Below are 19,542 nucleotides of genomic sequence, written 5' to 3'. Positions count from 1 at the left end.
TCATGGGTTATCTAACAACAACCACCCGTTCACTCATTGTATATTTACCCGCTTGTACCTGTAAAATATACAATCCCGTTGGCAGATGGTTAACTTTAAATTCGTGCTTTTGAAGGCCTACATTCACGTTGAATTCCTCCTGAGCCAGCGTACGCCCAGTCATATCCACCAATTGAGCATGGCCCAACATGCCAGTGATACTTTCAAAGCTATACACAATTTTGTCGGTGGCAGGGTTAGGCATCACTTTAAGATTCAACAGAGAAGATACATTAGGAATTGACGAAATCGTATTATAGTCAAACTTGCACAAAAAAACCTCGCGTCCTTTCAGCGTAATGGTTTTCTGCCAGTTTTGATGGGTCATCCTCACTTCGGTCTCCTGGGTATCGGAAGTTGCGTAGGGATTCTGGGCAGCAATTAGAATCTCATTACCCTTGATTACGCCACGCCAAATTGGAGATTTACTTTTGGCAGACTCAACCGCCGGCTGCGGAATAACCAACTCATTATCACCTTCAAAAAAATTTTTAAATTGCGACAAACGATGCAATCCTGCGATAAAATGTTCGTAGGTTCCAAAGTTATCCTGTCGCCCGAGGTCAACGGGGCCTTCCCATAACCACAAGCCTTTGGCCCCTGAGAAAAAAGGAAATATCGCCGTGGCTTCGGCCACGAAATTGGGTACAAAGGGAATCGTAGGGTTAAAAGCATCGTGGTACCGCAACCAAACGAAGGGAATAATGGGCTTGGTAGACCACGCTCGATTCACCTCGATAACAAATAATATATACGCCAAATAATCTTTACCAAAAGGAGACGTATTGTAATCGTAGTAATAATAGCACGAAGGCGTCAGAAAGTTGAGGTTGTTATGAAACGGGCCGCCCACTTTTCCCGAAAGGGTATCCCGCATCACGTGCAAAATCAGACTGGGGTCGGTTGTCCAATCGCTCCAGGGCGTGAGCGTCATTCCTAGCCAATTATTAAAACTGCCCCGAATCAGCACATCACTGTAACTGCCAAATTGGGTCGAAGCGTTAGTACGCTCCTTAACGTAATCGGCGGGTGCCGCGTACAGGCGCTGAATATCTCGTTTGTAGCGTTCAACAAACTGAGCATCACTCAGATTACGATAATTTTCGGGAACACGCGGATTGTTTTTAATGGTCAGTATTTCGCGATCGGTATCGTGAATCCGCTCAATATCAAGGGCTATGATATCATAAGCAGGCCGATCACTGCCCCGGGAGTCGTCGAACAATCCCGCCATGTTCCGCAATTGATTGTTCCATGTATCCCGATAGAGTCCAAGGTCATTGGCCCAAGGGCTTTCCAGATTTCGTTCAGACCACGGTTGGGTATTGGCGTCGGTGGCAATATGATACCAAGTGATGGCCCTTTTGTTTACGGGAAGTGTGGCACTTTCGTTGCCTGAAAAACTTGCCAGATGACTAAATCCGCGTCGCAATGGCCAAGATTGCGTATCACCAAAACGCGGGCCTTCATAAATAATCGTAAAAGGAAGTGAAAAGTCTGGAAATTTTTCCCATTCAATCGCGTTATTCCTCTGAACGGGCGTCCATTGTAAAGGAGCAACACACTCTTGCGCAAAGGATGAATTAAAAACTAAGACAATCAACCCCGTCAACCAACACCAATTTTGTCGCATAAAAAAATACATTATTCGTTAATAATCAGCCCCTAAATAAACACTTCCCCTTTCATAACGTTTAACTTTGGGAGTAATAAATTAGGACATGAAATAATAAAAATACTAATTTTGGGTACAAATTTAATTCGTAATACAAGCTATGAAAAAACTGACGTTCATTTATTCTCTATTACTTACTTTCTTTTTGGTTAGCTGCGACCGTTCAACAACCGACGAACCCACGAATGAGGCAACGGTCAGGGTACTGACGACCAACCCGTGGAAAGTGGACAAAATTACGGATTTGAACGGCAATGTCATCAATACCGCTTCTTTACCAGAACAATCAAAGGCGCTTTTTGGTATCAATATCCAATTTAGCGATGACAAAACGGTTCGCGCCATTGACCCCATTGCGCGCACCGTTATCAACGGCGGTACTTGGAGTTTTCTGGACAACGAAAAAACACTGGACATTGATATTAAAGATTTGAAAGGACAATTCCCTATCAATAAGTTAGAACGTTCGCGCATGGTTTTGTTGAACAAAATCACTTACAACGGGCTAACTTTTAATGTCAATCTTGAGCTCGTTCCAGCGCTGTAATCAACTATGCAATCTTCTATTATCCGTTTTGAAACGGAGCCTGATTTTTTTATTCATGCCGAAGGGTGGGGCGATTCAAGCGCTCCACCCATTCTTTTATTGCACGGCGGTGGCCAAACGCACCACTCTTGGGGTGATACCGCCCAGCGGCTCGCGGAGCGGGGTTGGTACGCCATCACCTACGACGCACGCGGACATGGCAACAGCAGTTGGTCGTCCGAAGGAGCGTATTTGGTCAATGCGCTGGTCAGTGATTTAAAAGCCATCATTCACCAAGTAGATGGCAAACCCGCCATCATCGGAGCCTCAATGGGAGGAATCACCGCGTTGGTTTTGGAAGGAGAATCTGCTCAATCACTTACTTCCGCCATCATTTTGGTAGATATTGCCCCCAAAGCTGAGCAAAAAGGAATCGAGCGTATTTTTGCTTTTATGAGTTCGCATCTAGAGAGGGGTTTTGCATCGTTGGAAGAAGCAGCCGATGCCGTTGCCGCTTATCTTCCGCAACGTTCCAGAAAAGATAATTATTCTCGTTTAGAAAAAAACCTGCGTTTTCGCGACGGTCGATATTACTGGCATTGGGACCCAACCATGCTGAAAGTGTGGAAAGATGCCACGCCCGACCAGCAGATTGCCTATGAAGAACGTCTCTTCGTAGCCGCCCAAAACCTCAAAGCACCGACGTTAATTGTGCGCGGCGGAATGAGTGACGTGGTGAGCGACCGCGTGATGGCCGAGTTTCTGGATGCCGTACCCCACGTTAAAAGTCTAACGGTTTCGGGAGCGGGTCACATGGTGGCGGGAGATTCCAATCACGCTTTCACCAACGCCGTTATTCAGTTTTTAGAAGAAGTTTATCCAGTATCTTAGCCTGAATTTGCTATAAAATATACGAAAAAACCTCCTGTTTTTTGGTTTAGCAACCGCAAAAGGCAGGAGGTTTTTTTATTCCCAGCGCTAGGGAGAGCTCATTACTACGCCAATTCTTGGGCAGTAGCGCGGTATTTTACTTCAACGTTGTGGAGTTCAATCAATGGCTTTAAAAATTCTTCCAAGTAGTTGATATCCAACTGGCTGGCCGCATCACACAAAGCTTCTGACGGGCAAGTATGGGCTTCTACAAATAGTCCATCCACCCCTGCCGCTACGCCCGCACGGGCTAGTACTGGCAAGTATTCACGTGCTCCACCTTTGCTGTCTTTGGAAGGGATTCCGTATTTGCGAATCGCGTGCGTCACGTCAAAAACCACGGGATAACCCGTTTTGTTCATGTGATAAAAACTGCGCGGGTCCACGATGAGGTCATTGTATCCAAACGTATAACCACGTTCGGTCAGGATAATCTGCTCATTTCCACTATCTTCAATTTTCTTGACAGGATGTTTCATGTTTTCAGGAGCCAAAAACTGCCCATGTTTCAAATTGACCACGCGGCCTGTTTTAGCGGCGGCAACCACCAAGGTAGTTTGCATACACAGATACGCCGGAATTTGTAATACATCCACCACATCCGCCACGGGGGCACATTGCTCAGGATAATGCACATCGGTCAAAAGCGTAAAACCAAATTGTTCTTTCACTTTAGCCAAAATCTTAATGCCCGCCTCTAAGCCAGGGCCCATGTAATAGTCGAGGCTGCTGCGGTTGTCTTTCATGAACGAAGACTTATAAATTATTTTGATGCCCAGTCGCTCCGAAATTTCTTTCAGCCGTTCGGCTACGGTCATCATGATTTTTTCGTCTTCAATCACACACGGCCCCGAAATGAGGAACAATTCGTCGGAACCACATTCAATATCGCCTACGCGAACGATTTTCTTTTGCATAGATTTAAATTATTTGGCCACAAAAATAGTGCTTTGATTCGACAACTTTATAGCTTTTCACGAATGAATAGCCTCCTTAACTATCTTCCCATTTTGATTTTATGCCTACTTTCTCAAATAGCTCCGAAAGACTGAGTTGGGTTTCCCGGATGTCTTGCCAATCTTTGAGGATAACCCCGAGTGTAGATTCTACCAGTGATTTTTCCAAATGGGTAATGTGCATCCCCGCCAAGGCTTGCGCCCAATCGAGTGTTTCGGCAATGCCCGGCACCTTATTGAGTCGTTGTTCACGCAATGCCTGCATAAAAGCCGTGATTTGCCGCGCCAAAGTGGCATCGATTTGTTCCACTTTCGACTTGACGATGGCGAGTTCTTTTTCAAAAGGCGGATAATCAATCCACAGGTACAAACACCGACGGCGCAAGGCTTCCGAAAGTTCACGGGTGCGGTTGCCAGTCAAAATCACGTGCGGCACGTGCGTGGCTTTGATAGTTCCTAATTCGGGAATGGTAATTTGCCAATCTGAGAGCATTTCGAGCAAAAAACTTTCAAATTCTTCATCAGCCCTGTCTACTTCATCAATCAACAACACGGGCGACTTAGAATGCGTAAGTGCCTGCAAGAGAGGCCTTTTTAGCAAAAACTTTTCACTAAATATCGTCTTCTCCAACGCTTCTTGATTCTGTCCGTCTTTATCATTCTCGCCCATTTTCAAGAAAAGCAATTGATGCTGATAATTCCATTCATAAATGGCGTGGTGGGCATCTAGCCCTTCATAACATTGCAGCCGAATCAGGTCGGTGTTGAGCGCTTGGGCCATCACTTTGGCAATCTCGGTCTTACCCACCCCCGCAGGACCTTCAATCAAAAGCGGTTTATTGAGCTGCATTGCCAAATACACCGACATGGCCACGTATTCGTCAGCAATGTAGCCGCGAGATTGCAGCAGGGTTTGAACGGAAGAAAGCGTATGACCGGGTATATTCATTGGAGAGTAAAAAACGTAAAATCAGGGCAGATGATTAATGCAGTATCTGTAAGCGCAATGACTCAATCAGGAAACTGTGTTTTGTCAATACCTGGAATAATCCGCAGGGCATTTTTGTAATAGACTTTTTTCAGCACCTCATCCGACAGCCCCATGCCGTACATCCGCCAAAAGGCGTGGTATTTTTTGTGGTAAGGAAAATACTCATCTTCGGTTTCCAACACCCTGAAATACGTGGCGTATTCGGAAGGAACCCAGCTGTCTTTTCCAAACAAAATTCGGTCCTGCCATTTGGTAAAAAACGCATTTGCGGCGCGCGGCTGACGGCCCAATTCGGCAATAACCGCTCCGATTTCAACGTTCATATTGGGAAATTTTTGCATCAAACTATCCAATTTCTTCAAATCATTGGGATACCAGCCCATGTGCGCATTGATGAAGGTAGTTTTGGGATGGCGGGCAAAAACCGCGTGCTGTTCGCGCATCAACGAATCAAACGGTACGGGGTCATTATTGCTTCGTTTACGCCCGGCGTGGGTTTTGAGTTCTAGCCAACGCTCGTTGTAACGGTCCATGGGGTCCCAAAAAGACTTCGGGTCGGCGGTGTGGATGATGACGGGAATACCCAATTCTCCGCATTTGGCCCAAAGGGGATCCAAGCGCGGGTCACTGACTGCCACTCGTTTGCCATCGGTATCTTTTACGCCGCTGAAACCCAGGTTTTTATATACTTTCATGCCGACGGCACCCGCTTTTACATCGTCTTCAATTTGTTTAGCGGCACGCGCTCCCCAGCCCGGCGAGCCGATATTTTTGAGTTCGGGATTCGTAAAAACCAAAAAGCGTTTCGGATAATTTTTTCGGGCATTGGCAAGGGCTCCGTTGATGGTAGCGGTGCCTTCCTCCCACTCTTGCGAAAATCCGCGCCCACTCAGGTTGACCATAATTCCCATATTGAGGGCGTCCATGTCGGCCACCAACTTTGACAAATCCTGAGAATTCATCCGGTATTGGTGGTTGTGAACATCAATAAATGGAAACTTGGAGCGGGTAACTTTGTGCTCCGTTACTTTAAGTGTTGAGACTGGATCATACTCTTCAAATCCGAGCGGCGGCTCAATCGTTTGGGCCATGCCCGTCAACACTCCGAGAAACAAAACACCGCTTGCCAGTATTTTCATAAGATGGAATTTAAGAAAGGGTTAATAAATAGGAATTAATCTTTATAAATCAGCGCTACGCAGTGCGCGGCAATGCCCTCTTTCCGGCCCACAAAACCCATCCATTCGGAGGTTGTAGCCTTGATAGAAATATCCTCTTCGGGAATGTTCATCACTTTCGACAAACACTCTTTCATGGCAGGAATGTGCGGATTGAGTTTTGGTTCTTGCAACACAACTGTGGCATCTACATTGCCCACTTCGTATCCCGCTTCACGAATCATTTCCATCACTTTTGCCAATAACAACTTGCTGTCTACGCCTTTCCATTGCGGGTCTTTGTCGGAAAAATGATAGCCGATATTGCGCATATTGGCAGCCCCCAACAGTGCATCACATATCACATGACAAACCACATCGGCATCCGAATGGCCCTTGGCCCCGTGGGTATGCGGCACTTTAATGCCCCCCAACCAAAAATCCCTACCTTCTTCCAGTTTATGAACGTCGTATCCCGAACCAACTCTAAATTTCATTCTTTATAACCGTTATTCGTTACTTTCTCACCAATTTTCCTTCCTAACCCGTTGTTGCTCGGTAATACAGGGTAGAACAATTTTCTTTTCGCAGCAATTCTTTCGCTTTGTTCTGAATATCCTCCACCCGAATTGCCTGAATCTTCTCCGCTTCCTGATTGACCAACTCTGGATTGCCAGCATTGGCCGCAAAGGCCAAGTTCATGGCACGATTGAGCAGCTCTATTTCCGAAAATGCCAACGTTGATTCAGCCTGATTTTTCACTTTGGCCAACTCTTGCTCGGGCAATTGAATTTCTACCAACTCCTGCAATACTTCTTCGATGGCGGCGTCGGCCTCTTCCAAGGTAATGCCCTCGTTTAGATTTCCCTGCACCACCAACAACCCTGGGTCAATTGAAGAGGTAGTATACGCATTGATATTGGCAAACAAGGGGCGTTCTTTTAGTAATTTCTGGTACAAACGAGCCGACTTTCCGCGCCCCAAAACATCCGTCATTAAGTCAACGGTGTAAAAATCATCCGCAAAACGGCCCGAGGTATGATACGCCTTATAGATGGCATTGAGCGGCACTTTGGCTTCGATTTCGGCAAACCGTGCTTTTGTTTGGCGCGGTTCCTGTGGCAAATTCCGCACGTATTTTTCGCCAGGCGCAATCGGCCCGAACCATTTTTCGGCGAGTGCTTTGATTTGGGGCACAGTCACATCTCCTGCCACCACCAAAATCGCGTTGTTTGGCAAATAATATTTATAGAAAAAGTGGCGTACATCGTCCAGAGTAGCATTTTCAATGTGGCTGATTTCCTTGCCGATGGTGGCCCAACGGTAAGGATGCACTTCATACGCCAATGGACGTAATTTAAGCCATACATCGCCGTAGGGCTGATTGAGATAGCGTTGTTTAAACTCTTCAACCACCACCTTTTGTTGTACCTCCAAAACTTTCGGGTCAAACGACAAGCTCATCATGCGGTCGGATTCGAGCCAAAAAGCGGTTTCAAGATTGACCGCAGGGAGGGTGATGTAATAATTGGTAATATCAGGCGAAGTGAAGGCGTTGTTTTCGCCCCCCACTTTCTGAAGCGGCTCATCGTATGCAGGAATATTTTGGGAACCGCCAAACATCAAGTGCTCAAAAAGGTGGGCAAAACCCGTCCGATTTTCTTCCTCATCGCGAGAACCGACGTTGTAAAGGATATTGACTGCCGCCATCGGCGTAGAATGGTCTTCATGAACGTATACTTCCAGCCCGTTGTCAAGGGTAAAATGCGCGTAATGTATCATAGTGTAATAAGTTCACAGTCAATTGGCTAGCAACTGGGGTCAGGTAAAAATAAATGAATCGAGTAAAAATCTGTGAATCTTTCCCGGAAAAAACAAAAATCAATAAACTCTTTATTGGTGATTTAACGTTAAGAACAAAGCTAATGGTTTCAAGTTGAATGCCAAAAATTAGCCGATTCAATCTATTTGTTTGTCCGTTAACAGCCACATGAAACGAATTGTTTTTTTTCTATTTTTACTTATTACCCCTTTTGCCAAAGCACAACTTTTATACGATGCGCCCACCCAAAATCTGGTTCTGGAAGCCATCGACCATATTTACAATTATGAATTTGGCGCCGTTGAGCCTTTGGCCCGACAAATCAGGGCAAAATACCCCAATCACCCCGTCAATCCGTTGTTGAAGGCCATCCAATTGCATTGGCAATATCTGCCTGTCAAAGACAATAAAGCCATGAGCGGGCAATACCAAAGCTATCTGCAAGAGTGTCTCAATAAAGCAAAAGTGCTGGAAAAGGATGCAAAAACGCGCCCAGAAGCTGCATTTTTTTCCATGGCTGGCCACGGGTATATCGCGTTGATTCACAACTACAACGACGACAAAATCAAGGCGGCTTCCGAAGGAAAAAAGGCCTATAACTACGTCATGGATGGATTTAAATACATGGAGCGAAATCCCGAATTTTATTTCTCATCGGGACTCTACAATTACTACGTGATTCGCTATCCCGAAGACCACCCTATTGTGAAACCCCTGATTCTTTTCTTCAAAGATGGCAACCGCGAAGAAGGGCTTCGCCAAATGGATATTGCGGCCCGAAAAGGCATATTTACGCGTACAGAATCGGCTTTTTACTTAGCCCGAATCTTTTTAAAACATGAATTACGCTACGAAAAAGCCTCAAATTACTTGTCTACACTGACTCAAAAGTACCCCAATAACCCCGTTTTTCTGATGAAAAACATTGAAGCACTCCTACTTTTGGGACAGTATGAAGAAGCAGAGCCATTTTTGGAGCGCTTTAAACGAAGAACAGACAAATTTTTTCCCATTGCCTCTCACACGTTTGAAGGAATGGTGGAAGAGAAGCACCTCAAACACGACGCCGCGGCGGCCAAAGCCTACCAAGCGGCACTCCGTCAGCCTTTTGATTCTGAATATACCAAAGAATACCACGCATTTGCCTACGCAGGATTGGCCCGCATTGCGCTGCGTGCCGGCGACCGTTCCAAAGCCACCTTATATTACAAGAAAGCCGAAGAACTTGCTGAATACAAGGCGCTTATCAAGGAAATAAAAACATATTTAAAGTGATTTTATTCTTCCAGTTTGCTCAATGAAGCTGAAAGCACAGGAGCTATCGGTGCCGTGTGCGCCTTCCATTGGCCATTTTCCTTTTCAAATATGGCCCCGCTTTGCGCGGTAATTTGCAAATTTCCAGTAATGGTTCGTTTTACATTGGTTAGCGTTTCGGTAGTTGGAGATACCTCTTCAGTCCAACTTGTGCCATCCCAAAATAGCAGGGTTCCGTTACTACCAGCGGCCCATCCATTTTTAGCATCCTGAAAATAAACAGATAAAAGATTGGCCGTACTGAAAATAAGTACTTCCCCCCATTTTTCCCCATCCCAGTGCAGCACGGTGGCGTTGTGCCCCACGGCCCACCCATCGTTTGAATTTACAAAATGAAAGGCATTTAGTCGCGATTCAACATTGGCATCCGCACCTCCCCACGTTTGTCCCTCATTATGAGAACATTGCAGCTTTCCTTCCTCATTCAATCGCCAAATTTTCGACGAATTTTCACTATTTTGCGCCAATGAAACAGCGCTAACCATAAAAACAGCAATCCACAAAGTCACAAATCTCAACATAATTTTAGGTGGTTAGTATCACATTAATACCCTCTCCACATAAACCATGCCAGAGTTATTGCAAGGCTACCAACGCATCAAAATCTTCCGCCAGTTTTTGGCTTAAACGGTCGAATATTTCCGTAAAACGGGCATATCGTTCGTGATTTTCGGGGTTGGGTTGATAGGATTCTACCGAACGAATGGTTTTGGCCGCCGCTTCTAAATCTGGATAAACGCCCAAATGGGTTAACGCCAGCAAAGCCGCACCCGCACTGGCGCTATCATGCTTATCATTAACGTAGACTTTCTTGCCAAACACATCCGACAATACTTGCGCAAAAAGTGGTAAACTAGCATAAGTGCCGTTGATGTAAAGGTTCTGGATAGAACGGTATTGCTGGAGAAGCTTACCGATGCTGTGCATTTCATAAATAATTCCCTCTACGGTAGCGCGGATAAAATGCCGGCGCTCGTGGGTAATATTCACCCCAATGTACGCCCCCCGGGCGTTGGCGTTCCAGAGAGGGGCACGTTCTCCCAATAAATACGGCAAAAACAGCATTCCTCCCGCGCCGGCGGGCACTCGCTCGGCTTCAATCAAGAGTTGATTAACGGTGTATTCTAAGTCCAAATGAATGCCCGAAGCGCCGAATTGCTGCACAAACCATTCAAAAACAACGCCGCCATTATTAGTCGGCCCTCCTGAAATGTAGGTTCCTTCATTCAATAAATAGTTAAAAAACCGCTGTTTAGGGTCTTTGATAACTTGTTTTCCTGCCACGCGCATGGCTCCGCTCGACCCAATGGTGATGGTGGCGTCGCCTTCGGTAATCACGCCAGCGCCCAAGGTGGCAAAGCAGCCATCGCTCGCACCAATAATCAGTTTGGCCGCACTGGTCAGTCTGAAAAGGCGCACATATTCTTTTTTCAGTTTTAATTCAGCGTAATCAATCGGGACCAATTCCGACAGTTGATGCGGTTGAACCCCCGCGTAGTTCAACGCCCGCTCTTCCCACCGATGGGTATGAATGTTAAAAAGCCCTGTTGAAGAAGCAATACTTTGATCAACAACTAGTTGCCCCGTCAATTGGTAAATAATATACTCCTTGATGGAAATAAATTTATAGACTTTTTCAAACCAAGTAGCGGGCGTATGGGTACGAAACCAACGGATTTTAATCAACGGCGACATCGGGTGAACCGGCGTTCCTGTTTGCTCATAAATCAGTCGACATTCATCGGAATTTTTTAGGGAATTGGCCTCATCACGGCCCCGGTTGTCGGCCCAAATTACGGCATTCCGTAGCGGAACCCCCTGTTTATCAATGGGTAGAACGCTGTGCATCGACGCCCCAAAAACCAGCGCCACGGGCTTGTGTTTTTTGGTCAATTCATCATTCAACAAGCTTTTTAAGGCGTACAAAACCGTCAGAAAAATTTGCTCGGGGTCTTGCTCGCTGTAGTTGGGCTGCGGGTGAAACGTAGGATACGTTCCCTGACGCCAACCGATGAGATTGGCCGCTTGGTCAAAGGCCGATACTTTTACTTTGGTAGTACCAATATCTATGGTTACAATACAATCCATTCGTTAAAAGCTGTGAATTATGAATGAATAATTTAATGATTTGAACTTGTTCATTGTCTAAATGTTGTTGTGGTTTTTTATTGCGTACCCCGTTTTCTAAACTGCCCAGGCGTGTAGCCAGTCAGTTTTTTAAAAGTGGTAGAAAAATGTTGCGAGGAATAAAAACCAGTATCTAAAGCGATGTCAGTCAGGCTTTTATCCGTTTGCCTCAATTGTTTCATCGCTTCGGCTATTCGTATATTAATGAGGTAGTTGAGCGGAGAAAAACCCGAAAAGCTTTTTACTTTTTCCGTAAAAGCCGTACTTCCCAAGCCCACTACCGCCGCCATTTCTTCGACCGTCCAAGGGTGGTCAAGGCTGTTGCGAAACAATTGCTCCAACTGAGCAAAAGCCTGCGGAAAATCACGGCGCTGATTCTGTTGTTGACTGAGCTGCCGCACAATCGTAACCAAAAGTTCATCTAGCAGCTGATTGACCCGGGTTTGATAGGCAAATTCGGCTTGTTTTACTTCCGTTTCAATGCGTTGGAGTAAATCGCAGACCCATTTAAAATTGTTTAAAACCATTGGAGCCTGGGTTACCAACAACCTACCCATCAGTTTTTGGTCGGCATCTGCAATAGCCGACCATTCCCCCAAAAAAAGCTCTTTAGATGGCTCAAAAGACGTAGGTTCGATGGTAAGCCACGCCAAACTACCGATTTCGAGGGTGTTGGTCGGGCTACCATAGCCATGCCACGGGCACAATACCACCACGTCGTTTGGGTAGAGCACATGGCGTTGATGCTCAATCAACCACTCAAATTTTCCTTCCAGAATACATACTATTTGTAGCCCTCCCCTGACCCGTACGGGCCATTCCTCCAATCGCACCGTTGGGTTTTTAAGCCGTATCAATTCCTTGATATGCTGAAATTCAGTCATCGAAAAAGTGGGCCAGTTTAGTAAACTCATTAACCAAATCTTGCTTTATTAATTTTTTTAAATAAAACATTAAAATATTGCAAAATTCTACATCGTCTAATCGTAGAAGTTTTTTGCACAATTCTGTGTTTTTTTTGCAGTTAGTTCAATACCCTAAAATTTTACTGAACAAACAATCTTACTTTAGAAAGATGAGAAAACGATTACTCTTGCTTCGAGCTACCCTGCTATTAACAGCTCTCCTAGCCTTAGCCCCTATGCTCCGGGCACAAATGCGCGTTACCGGAACCGTTACCAACACCGCCGATAAATCGCCATTGGCGGGCGTATCTGTTCTCGTAAAAGGAACCAACACGGGTACTTCTACCGACGGAAACGGAAACTATGCAATTACGGCTTCCTCGGGCGCCACCTTAGTTTTTAGTTTTATCGGCTACGGTTCAAAAGAAGTGGCCATCGGCAACCAAACCAAAGTGGATGTATCGTTGGCTGAAAGCGCCGAAGCTCTACAGGAAGTTGTCGTAACGGCGTTGGGGATTAAGAAAGAATCCAAAAAACTTGGATACGCCACCACAACCATTAATTCCGACGCCCTTACCGAAAACCGAACGCCCAATTTCATGAATACCCTTCAAGGAAAAATTGCGGGGGTAAACATCTCAGGATTGGGTACCGGCCCCGCTGGAACCTCCAAAATTCGTATTCGTGGTCAATCGTCGATTTCGGGTCAAAACAATCCTTTGATTGTTATCAACGGTGTGCCAATTGACAATACCAACTTTGGAACCAACCCCGGCAACGCTGGTGCCGATAATTCTATCGGGGTGCGCGGTGGAGGAAACACCTCTGACGGCGGCGATGGTCTTTCGAGTATTAACCCCGACGACATCGAAAGCATGACCGTTTTGAAAGGCGCAACGGCAGCCGCACTTTACGGCTCACGCGCCAAGGACGGGGTTTTGATGATTACGACCAAAACCAAAGGAACCGGACGCGGCATTGGGGTAAGCTTTAACAGCAATTACACCAACGAAACACCGTTGGACTTCACAGACTATCAGTATGAATACGGACAGGGAGAAAACGGCGTTCGTCCTACCGCCCCCAACCCTACCTCTGGTCAGTGGTCTTTTGGTGAAAAATTCCAACCCGGCATGACGCAGATTTTGTTTGACAATGTAACGGTTCCGTATGAGCCTGTTTACAATCGCATTCGTAAGTTCTTCCGCAACGGTTCCAATTTTACCAATACCGTCAGTTTGTCGTCGGCCAGCGACAAGGGAGGGTTTAACCTTTCGTTTGCCAACATGGACAGTAAAGGAATTGTTCCTAATAACAGCTTTAACCGCAAAACCATCAACTTGGGTTTTGCGTATGACTTATCTAAAAAGTTAAGTTTTTCAGGAAACGTTAACTACTCAAACGAGTATAACAAAAACCCGCCAAACATCGCCAACCAAGATAACTCTATTCCCACGGCACTTTTTAACCTGTCCAATTCCATGCCTTTGGAATTATTGGAAGCCAAGAAGTACAACGCCGCTGGCAATGAGTTTATCTATTCGCGTTTTCAAAACCGCACCAACCCTTACTGGACCATAGCCGAACAATTCCAGAACATTCGCCGCGACCGGATATTTGGTAATATTTCGGTCAAATACAACCTTTTACCCTGGTTGTTTGTGCAAGGACGTGTAGGGCAGGACTTCTGGTCACGCGATCAGGATTTCAACAACTTCCCCACGGGTCATGCTTCATTGGCAGCGGCACCCGCAGGTTTTGTCAACGGAACCTACACCCAAGAATCCAGAAGATTCAGAGAAACCAACGCCGACATCCTCATTTCAGGAACGCAGAAATTCGGAAAATTCGGCCTCGACTTCAACCTCGGCGGCAACCAAATGTACCGCCGTTCGGACCTGAACAGCGTATTGGTGCAAGATTTTGTCGTGAGAGGATTATACACTGTCATGAACGGACGGGTAAAAGACCCCATTTATGGATTATCAGAAAGAGCCGTTAACTCCGTATACGGCTCGGCAGAATTATCGTACAACAACTATTTATTTGTCAACGTAACCGCACGAAACGACTGGTTCTCAACCCTTTCTCCCGAAAACAGAAGTATTTTGTACCCATCAGTATCGGGAAGCTTTGTATTCTCTCAAGCCTTCAATAGCACACCAAGCTGGTTGAGTTTTGGTAAAATACGCGCTGCTTATGCCCAAGTGGGTAGCGATACCGACGTGTCTCCGTACTCCAATAACCTGTTTTACGGCATCAATGCCAACCTATTTGGCGGGCAGCCCGTGGGCGGTTCATCAGGCACCACGGTTCCCAACGCAGGTCTACGCCCGATGCGTACAGCTGAAACAGAACTCGGCTTGGAGTTGAAATTGTTCAACAACCGGGTATCGCTCGACGCCGCTGTTTACCAGAAAATAACCACCGACCAGATTGTTTCGGCCCAAATCTCGGATGCTTCGGGCTTTGTGTCGACCCTCATCAACAGCGGAAAAAGCCAGAACAATGGTTTTGAAATGCTGTTAAACTTAGTGCCCGTCAAATCAACTGATTTTCAGTGGGATTTAACCTTCAATGCCTCCTACAATAAAACGAAGGTATTGAGTCTAACCACCGACACGCCGGGCGAAAGAATCACCGTAGGAACACACGTATTTAATGGAGAGTTGCGTCAGGTAGTAGGACAGGAAATGGGACAAATCTACGGTTTTGGCTACCGCAGAGACGCGCAAGGAAGAAAGATTTTTGGCGGGAACGGCATCCCGTTACGGACCACCGACTTGATTTCTTTTGGCAGTGCTTTGCCTAAATGGATTGGAGGTATCAATAACGCCTTCAATTACAAAGGCGTAACCCTTGCTTTCTTGGTTGATTTCAAACTGGGCAACAAGATGCTTTCGGGCACTAATTTCAACCTTACCCGACATGGTCTGCACAAAATGACCGTAGCCGGACGGGCCGAAGGCGGGATTGTGGGAGAAGGCGTGAACGAAAAAGGGGAAACAAACACGGTCAAAGCCAACGTGCAGCCCTATTGGGAAGTTGTGCGCTCATTGGCGCTGATTGAGCCCGTGGTCTACGACGGCGGCTATTGGAAGCTCCGTCAGATTACGGCAGGATACGAATTTGGTAAGTTCCTACCCAAAAATTCTCCCGTCAAATCCCTCCGTTTGAGCTTTGTTGCAAACAACGTTCTTTTGTTAAAAAAATGGGTTGACAACATTGATCCTGAGTCTTTCGGTTATTCATCTGACAACCTCGTCGGAATGGAATCTACCGGGCTTCCTACCACGCGCAGTATGGGCTTTAACTTAAATGCTAAATTTTAGGCCAAAGTTGCGCGTCAGTACTCAATCAATGATTCATTATTGTTTAAGAAAACTAAGATTGCAAATGAAAAATATACTTAAAACAATCGTTCTTTCACTCTCCGTTTGGGGACTCGGGAGCTGCGATTCGGGTTTCGACGAGCTGAATGTCAATAAAACCGCCGCGACCGCCGTTGACCCGACCTTTATTCTGAACAACGCCCTCGTAAACGTATCGTTTCCAGCTGGAGTGGTTATTTACGAAATGGGGATTGTGCAACAGATGGTAAGCCCCAACTCTGGGGTTTTGACGGGGGCAAATTTTAACCAAGACAACCGCGACAACACCCAACAAACTTGGCAGCGGTATTATCGAAATGTGGTCAGAAATACCGCCGATGTTATTTTATTAACGAAAGCTAATGCAAACCGTTCTAATCTTTTGAACATGGCGCGTATTACGCAGGCTTATGCTTTTATGGTTTTGGCCGATACCTACGGTGATGTACCCTATCTTCAGGCGGGTAAAGGCTTTACCGACCAAGTGGTGCTTCCCAAATACGACACCCAGCAGGCAATTTATACCGACATCATCAAGGAATTGACGGAAGCCACTGCTGCCCTCGACGCCACTAAAACCATCGAAAGAGCGGATGTACTTTACGCTGGAGACGTGGCTAAATGGAAAAAATTCGGCAATTCTCTCCTGTTAAGAGCAGGGATGCGTTTGAGCAAAGTTGACCCCGCCCAAGCCCAACAGGTGGTACAAAAAGCCGTTCAGGGGGGTGTCATTACTACAAACGCCGACAATGCATCCATCAAGCATGACCCCAATTACGTAAACGGCCCAGGGCAAATGCTAAACTCTACCGAGGCGGCTAACTTTTATTTGGCGGCACCTTTTGCCGATTACCTCACTAAAACCAACGACCCGCGTTTAAAATCCATTGCCGTTCGTTATGTAGGCGCCAGCTCAGGACCCGAACAAGTAGCTGCCCGGGCCAACACCGACCCCGCAGTACAAATCGGAATGCCTTTTGGCTACGACAACAATTCTATTTCTGCCGTTGTTAAAACATTGGGACTGAAAAGCTTCTATGAGTTCAGCCAAGTTGACCGCACCCGCATGGCAAAAAATACCGCTCCCATGTTTTTGGTTACCGCCAGCCAAACCCAGTTGTTGCTCGCAGAAGCCGCCCAACGCGGATGGACAACGGGTACCGTGGCCGACTACTTCAACAATGGCGTGAGAGCCCACATGGAGCAACTCGCCTCTTACGACGCCAATGCCGCCGTACCCACCGCCGCTATTGATACATACCTTAAAGAAAACCCATTGGTGGCCGCAACGGCGCTTGAGCAAATCAACACGCAGTATTGGATTGCCTCGTTTTTAAATGGACCTGAAGCATTTGCCAATTTCAGAAGAAGTGGTTTTCCGAAATTGACCCCCAATCCGTTTCCTGGAAAAGCCATCAAAGGTGACTTTATCAGACGCTTAACATACCCTAACTCAGAGATTTCGGTCAACAACGCCAATGTCAAAGAGGCCATAAGTCGGCAAGGAGCCGACGATTTGGATACCAAAGTGTGGTGGGATAAATAAATTTTAAGTAGTGAGTAGTGGGTATTGAGTCCTGAGAATTCTATTTTTGTTTTTCGAAGATTCAATATCCACCCAATCTATATACTCAATACTAACTTTTCAATACTTATAAGATGCAAATCGGATTCGTTGGCCTTGGCAAAATGGGCTTCAATTTGGCGCTAAACCTACATCGTCATGGCTATGAAGTGATAGCCTACGACGTTGCAATCGACAACATTAAGAATATATCGCTAGAAGGCGTAATTCCTGCTTACAGTCTCGCCGAAATGTGTCAACAGCTAGACGGTCGAAAAGTAATTTGGCTAATGGTTCCTGCTGGTAAGCCCGTTGACGATTGTATCGAATTGCTCGTTCCTCATCTCGATCAACACGACATCATCATCGATGGCGGAAACTCTAACTTCAACGACTCGGTCCGTCGATACAACTATCTCAAATCCAAAGGAATAGACTACTTAGACTGCGGCACTAGCGGGGGAGTTGAGGGAGCTTTGTACGGCGCTTGTACCATGATTGGCGGCGAAGATGAAGTGTTTAACCACTGCGCTTCCGTGTTTAGAGATATTTCGGTAGAAAACGGCTATTTGCACGCAGGTGGCCCCGGAAGTGGTCACTTTGTAAAAATGGTGCATAACGGCATCGAATACGGAATGATGCAGGCCATTGCGGAAGGCTTTGAAGTGATGGAGCAATCCAAATACGACCTCGACCTACAACAGGTTGCGCGGGTGTTCAATCATGGTTCGGTCGTACGGAGCTGGCTCATGGAACTGGTCGAAAGCGCTTTCTCAAAAGACCCAAAATTAGATACCATCAAAGGAGTAATGCATTCTTCGGGCGAAGGAAAATGGACCCTGGAAACCGCACTTGATATGGGGATTCCTACCCCAGTCATTGCGCTATCGTTGATTATGCGCTATCGTTCGCAGCAGGATGACACCTTCACTGGCAAAGTAGTGGCGGCCCTGCGGAATGAATTTGGCGGCCATGCCGTCGAAAAGGTTGTACCATAAAACCACTAACCCCTTACAAAAATCCCTGTTCCAGCATGAGCAGGGATTTTTTATGCAGTCTCCAAAAGTGAGGCGTTAAAAAATCGAAATAGCCACCGAAAAAAGAACCAATAAAACAATAATGTAAATGCTAACCTTATTCATATACGTGACATTTTAGTGCGTAATAAGTGGATAACAACGATGATTGAAAGCTATAAGAATTTAGCGACCTCTTTCTGAAATCGTTCCGTATCCTGAATGTGCGGAATATGCCCCACCCCTTCCAATTCTACCAACTTCGACCCTTTAATTTGCTGATTTGCTTTTTTACCCAAGGCTGGATAGTTGCCATACATTTTTTTTTGTTCAGCAGTCAGGTAGTCTTTTCCCACCACAGTTCGGTCGGACTGACCAATAATCAATAAAGTGGGTACCGAGATATTCTCCAATTCATAGACCACGGGTTGCTCATAAATCATCTCATAGGTAAACGCATTTACCTGCGCCGTTTGTGGAAATGCAGGTTCAGAAAGTGCCTCTGCCTGTGCTTTTACGTATTGTTCGTACGCAGGTTTCCAAACGGGATAATAGCTCTGTTGGTATTTTTTGTACGATTCGTAAGTGGCATTTTTTTCCTTTTCAACCAAGTTTTCGAGGGCTTGGTAAGGAACAAAGGTTTTATAATCCTCCAAACCAATCGGGTTTTCGAGGATTAATTTTTCGACCATTTCGGCATAAAGTAACGAAAACCGAACCGCTAACATCCCGCCCATTGAATGACCGACAATGACGGCTTTGGGTATTTTCAACCCTTCCAACAACTGCTTGGTATTGGTCGCCAATAAGTGAAAACTATACTGAACATTTGGCTTATCTGACTTACCCCAACCCAATTGGTCGGGCACAATCACGCGGTAGCCCTGTTTGACCAGCCCGGGGATTACTTCTTTCCAATAATAACCGTTAAAGTTCTTTCCATGTAACAGAACAATCGTTTTACCAGTAGTAATTACGGGAGCTATGTCCATGTACGCCATCTTTACGGGCTGATTTTCCAACATAAACGAAAAATAACGCACTTCATAAGGATAGTCGACCTGAAAAGAGCTCTTTAGGAGACCGACAAAAAACAATAGGGTAATAAAAAAATATTTTTCAAACATGACCTTTCAAAGTAAATTCAAA

The 19,542-nt window shown here is 45.9% G+C and carries 16 protein-coding genes; 6 read left to right on the top strand and 10 right to left on the bottom strand.

Annotated features, from left to right (window positions below; all coding sequences use genetic code 11):
* Positions 1-7: 7 nt before the first annotated feature.
* Positions 8-1,672 (bottom strand): T9SS type A sorting domain-containing protein, encoded by a 1,665-nt coding sequence (locus tag DR864_RS03335; protein WP_162793533.1) that lies wholly within the window; start codon positions 1,670-1,672, stop codon positions 8-10.
* A 142-nt stretch (positions 1,673-1,814) separates the two neighbouring features.
* Here DR864_RS03335 and DR864_RS03330 point away from each other — a divergent pair, with 142 nt between their 5' ends.
* Positions 1,815-2,261: a hypothetical protein gene (locus DR864_RS03330; RefSeq protein WP_114065622.1), complete on the top strand. Its 447-nt coding sequence runs from the start codon at positions 1,815-1,817 to the stop codon at positions 2,259-2,261.
* 6 nt (positions 2,262-2,267) lie between these two features.
* Positions 2,268-3,131 carry an alpha/beta fold hydrolase gene (locus tag DR864_RS03325; protein ID WP_114065621.1) on the top strand — a complete coding sequence of 288 codons (864 nt, stop codon included), beginning with the start codon at positions 2,268-2,270 and terminating at the stop codon, positions 3,129-3,131.
* Between the two features lie 104 nt (positions 3,132-3,235).
* Here the strand turns inward: DR864_RS03325 and kdsA are convergent, their stop codons facing one another.
* The 5 genes from kdsA to DR864_RS03300 form a co-directional block, all read right to left on the bottom strand.
* On the bottom strand, positions 3,236-4,087 hold the full coding sequence (gene kdsA, locus DR864_RS03320) for a 3-deoxy-8-phosphooctulonate synthase (protein WP_114065620.1): 852 nt from the start codon (positions 4,085-4,087) through the stop codon (positions 3,236-3,238).
* A 76-nt stretch (positions 4,088-4,163) separates the two neighbouring features.
* A complete protein-coding gene (locus DR864_RS03315) occupies positions 4,164-5,069 on the bottom strand; it encodes an AAA family ATPase (RefSeq protein ID WP_205319256.1) in 906 nt (301 codons plus the stop codon).
* A gap of 68 nt (positions 5,070-5,137) precedes the next feature.
* A complete protein-coding gene (locus DR864_RS03310; RefSeq protein ID WP_114065618.1) occupies positions 5,138-6,256 on the bottom strand; it encodes an amidohydrolase family protein in 1,119 nt (372 codons plus the stop codon).
* Positions 6,257-6,291: 35 nt separating this feature from the next.
* Complete coding sequence (gene ispF / locus DR864_RS03305; RefSeq protein ID WP_114065617.1) at positions 6,292-6,771, bottom strand: 2-C-methyl-D-erythritol 2,4-cyclodiphosphate synthase; 480 nt, start codon at positions 6,769-6,771, stop codon at positions 6,292-6,294.
* A 43-nt stretch (positions 6,772-6,814) separates the two neighbouring features.
* Positions 6,815-8,056 (bottom strand): M16 family metallopeptidase, encoded by a 1,242-nt coding sequence (locus DR864_RS03300; protein WP_114065616.1) that lies wholly within the window; start codon positions 8,054-8,056, stop codon positions 6,815-6,817.
* Positions 8,057-8,264: 208 nt separating this feature from the next.
* Between DR864_RS03300 and DR864_RS03295 the strand changes: the two genes are divergently transcribed.
* A complete protein-coding gene (locus DR864_RS03295; protein WP_114065615.1) occupies positions 8,265-9,371 on the top strand; it encodes a tetratricopeptide repeat protein in 1,107 nt (368 codons plus the stop codon).
* Positions 9,372-9,373: 2 nt separating this feature from the next.
* Here the strand turns inward: DR864_RS03295 and DR864_RS03290 are convergent, their stop codons facing one another.
* The 3 genes from DR864_RS03290 to DR864_RS03280 form a co-directional block, all read right to left on the bottom strand.
* Positions 9,374-9,931: a WD40/YVTN/BNR-like repeat-containing protein gene (locus tag DR864_RS03290; RefSeq protein ID WP_114065614.1), complete on the bottom strand. Its 558-nt coding sequence runs from the start codon at positions 9,929-9,931 to the stop codon at positions 9,374-9,376.
* Between the two features lie 55 nt (positions 9,932-9,986).
* Entirely contained in the window at positions 9,987-11,498 is a 1,512-nt protein-coding gene (locus DR864_RS03285) for a gluconokinase (RefSeq protein WP_114065613.1), read from the bottom strand.
* 77 nt (positions 11,499-11,575) lie between these two features.
* Positions 11,576-12,451, bottom strand: coding sequence for a helix-turn-helix transcriptional regulator (locus DR864_RS03280; RefSeq protein WP_114065612.1), 876 nt, complete (start codon positions 12,449-12,451; stop codon positions 11,576-11,578).
* Positions 12,452-12,612: 161 nt separating this feature from the next.
* Here DR864_RS03280 and DR864_RS03275 point away from each other — a divergent pair, with 161 nt between their 5' ends.
* From DR864_RS03275 to gnd, 3 genes are all read left to right on the top strand, one after another.
* A complete protein-coding gene (locus DR864_RS03275; protein WP_114065611.1) occupies positions 12,613-15,774 on the top strand; it encodes a SusC/RagA family TonB-linked outer membrane protein in 3,162 nt (1,053 codons plus the stop codon).
* A gap of 64 nt (positions 15,775-15,838) precedes the next feature.
* On the top strand, positions 15,839-17,359 hold the full coding sequence (locus tag DR864_RS03270) for a SusD/RagB family nutrient-binding outer membrane lipoprotein (protein ID WP_114065610.1): 1,521 nt from the start codon (positions 15,839-15,841) through the stop codon (positions 17,357-17,359).
* A gap of 113 nt (positions 17,360-17,472) precedes the next feature.
* Positions 17,473-18,375: a phosphogluconate dehydrogenase (NAD(+)-dependent, decarboxylating) gene (gnd, locus tag DR864_RS03265; protein ID WP_114065609.1), complete on the top strand. Its 903-nt coding sequence runs from the start codon at positions 17,473-17,475 to the stop codon at positions 18,373-18,375.
* Positions 18,376-18,569: 194 nt separating this feature from the next.
* Here gnd and DR864_RS03260 read toward each other — a convergent pair whose 3' ends face one another.
* Complete coding sequence (locus DR864_RS03260) at positions 18,570-19,520, bottom strand: alpha/beta fold hydrolase (protein ID WP_114065608.1); 951 nt, start codon at positions 19,518-19,520, stop codon at positions 18,570-18,572.
* Positions 19,521-19,542 lie beyond the last annotated feature (22 nt).

This window comes from Runella rosea (assembly GCF_003325355.1).
GTDB classification, from domain to species: Bacteria; Bacteroidota; Bacteroidia; order Cytophagales; family Spirosomataceae; genus Runella; species Runella rosea.
This window is presented reverse-complemented; position numbering and strand designations above follow the sequence as displayed.

Bases quoted from the DNA above. Each gene is read 5' to 3' on its own strand.
- DR864_RS03335 (WP_162793533.1), bottom strand. From the start codon at position 1,672: ATGCGACAAAATTGGTGTTGGTTGACGGGGTTGATTGTCTTAGTTTTT.
- DR864_RS03330 (WP_114065622.1), top strand. From the start codon at position 1,815: ATGAAAAAACTGACGTTCATTTATTCTCTATTACTTACTTTCTTTTTG.
- DR864_RS03325 (WP_114065621.1), top strand. From the start codon at position 2,268: ATGCAATCTTCTATTATCCGTTTTGAAACGGAGCCTGATTTTTTTATT.
- kdsA (WP_114065620.1), bottom strand. From the start codon at position 4,087: ATGCAAAAGAAAATCGTTCGCGTAGGCGATATTGAATGTGGTTCCGAC.
- DR864_RS03310 (WP_114065618.1), bottom strand. From the start codon at position 6,256: ATGAAAATACTGGCAAGCGGTGTTTTGTTTCTCGGAGTGTTGACGGGC.
- ispF (WP_114065617.1), bottom strand. From the start codon at position 6,771: ATGAAATTTAGAGTTGGTTCGGGATACGACGTTCATAAACTGGAAGAA.
- DR864_RS03300 (WP_114065616.1), bottom strand. From the start codon at position 8,056: ATGATACATTACGCGCATTTTACCCTTGACAACGGGCTGGAAGTATAC.
- DR864_RS03295 (WP_114065615.1), top strand. From the start codon at position 8,265: ATGAAACGAATTGTTTTTTTTCTATTTTTACTTATTACCCCTTTTGCC.
- DR864_RS03290 (WP_114065614.1), bottom strand. From the start codon at position 9,931: ATGTTGAGATTTGTGACTTTGTGGATTGCTGTTTTTATGGTTAGCGCT.
- DR864_RS03285 (WP_114065613.1), bottom strand. From the start codon at position 11,498: ATGGATTGTATTGTAACCATAGATATTGGTACTACCAAAGTAAAAGTA.
- DR864_RS03280 (WP_114065612.1), bottom strand. From the start codon at position 12,451: ATGAGTTTACTAAACTGGCCCACTTTTTCGATGACTGAATTTCAGCAT.
- DR864_RS03275 (WP_114065611.1), top strand. From the start codon at position 12,613: ATGAGAAAACGATTACTCTTGCTTCGAGCTACCCTGCTATTAACAGCT.
- DR864_RS03270 (WP_114065610.1), top strand. From the start codon at position 15,839: ATGAAAAATATACTTAAAACAATCGTTCTTTCACTCTCCGTTTGGGGA.
- gnd (WP_114065609.1), top strand. From the start codon at position 17,473: ATGCAAATCGGATTCGTTGGCCTTGGCAAAATGGGCTTCAATTTGGCG.
- DR864_RS03260 (WP_114065608.1), bottom strand. From the start codon at position 19,520: ATGTTTGAAAAATATTTTTTTATTACCCTATTGTTTTTTGTCGGTCTC.